Origin of the sequence: Streptomyces sp. KR55, from assembly GCF_052245645.1 — a bacterium.
GTDB lineage: Bacteria > Actinomycetota > Actinomycetes > Streptomycetales > Streptomycetaceae > Streptomyces > Streptomyces flavusporus.
On the sequence record NZ_JBQQCE010001014.1, the window covers coordinates 1 to 599 of the forward strand.

Annotated in this window: 1 pseudogene; it reads right to left on the minus strand. The window is 66.8% G+C overall.

From position 1 onward, the window contains the following. A pseudogene (locus tag ACTWQJ_RS52090) lies at window positions 1-125 on the minus strand (IS701 family transposase); the annotation flags it as partial. Window positions 126-599: the final 474 nt, after the last annotated feature.

Consider the following 599-nt stretch of genomic DNA (forward strand, 5'->3'; position numbering starts at 1 on the left):
AACATCAGCCCGCGCAGGTAGCAGTCTCCCCACCCACGCTGGTCCTTGCGCTTCAACGACGCGAACATCTCGGCAACGAACTCACCGAGGCTCACCCGCAGTTGCTCGATCTCTCCAAGATCCACAAACGGCAGCACGCACCACCGCAGACCGTGCGATCAAAATAACCTAACGAAGTACTACTAGGGCCTGTCCGGCGGATCAGGTCGCCGGGGGAGCCGCGCTGACTGATCGACGCAGGTGTGAGCGGGGCCGACGGGGTCCCCCGCGTGAGCGCAGTCGAGCCGGGGGAGTCGGACAACGCGGCAGATGGGGTGCCGGACCCCGCGTCTGCGGCATGATCCGCTGGGCAGGTCCTGGGCGCCTCAGAGTTTCAGCAGGTTCTTGCGAGGAATCCCAGGGGTTCGGTCCTGGGAGGAATCGCATCCTTGTGGCCGCGGCGCGGTATCGCTCGTGCGTGCTCGGCCGCGATGCGGCCGGGTGCCGTGTCCGGCGGAGCCGGTGCCGCGTGCGCGGTGACGGCGTCACCCGGTCGGGTGACGTGTGGTGAACGTACGGGGGGCGGTCGTACGCGTGTGTAGGTTTGATGATCGTGAAGC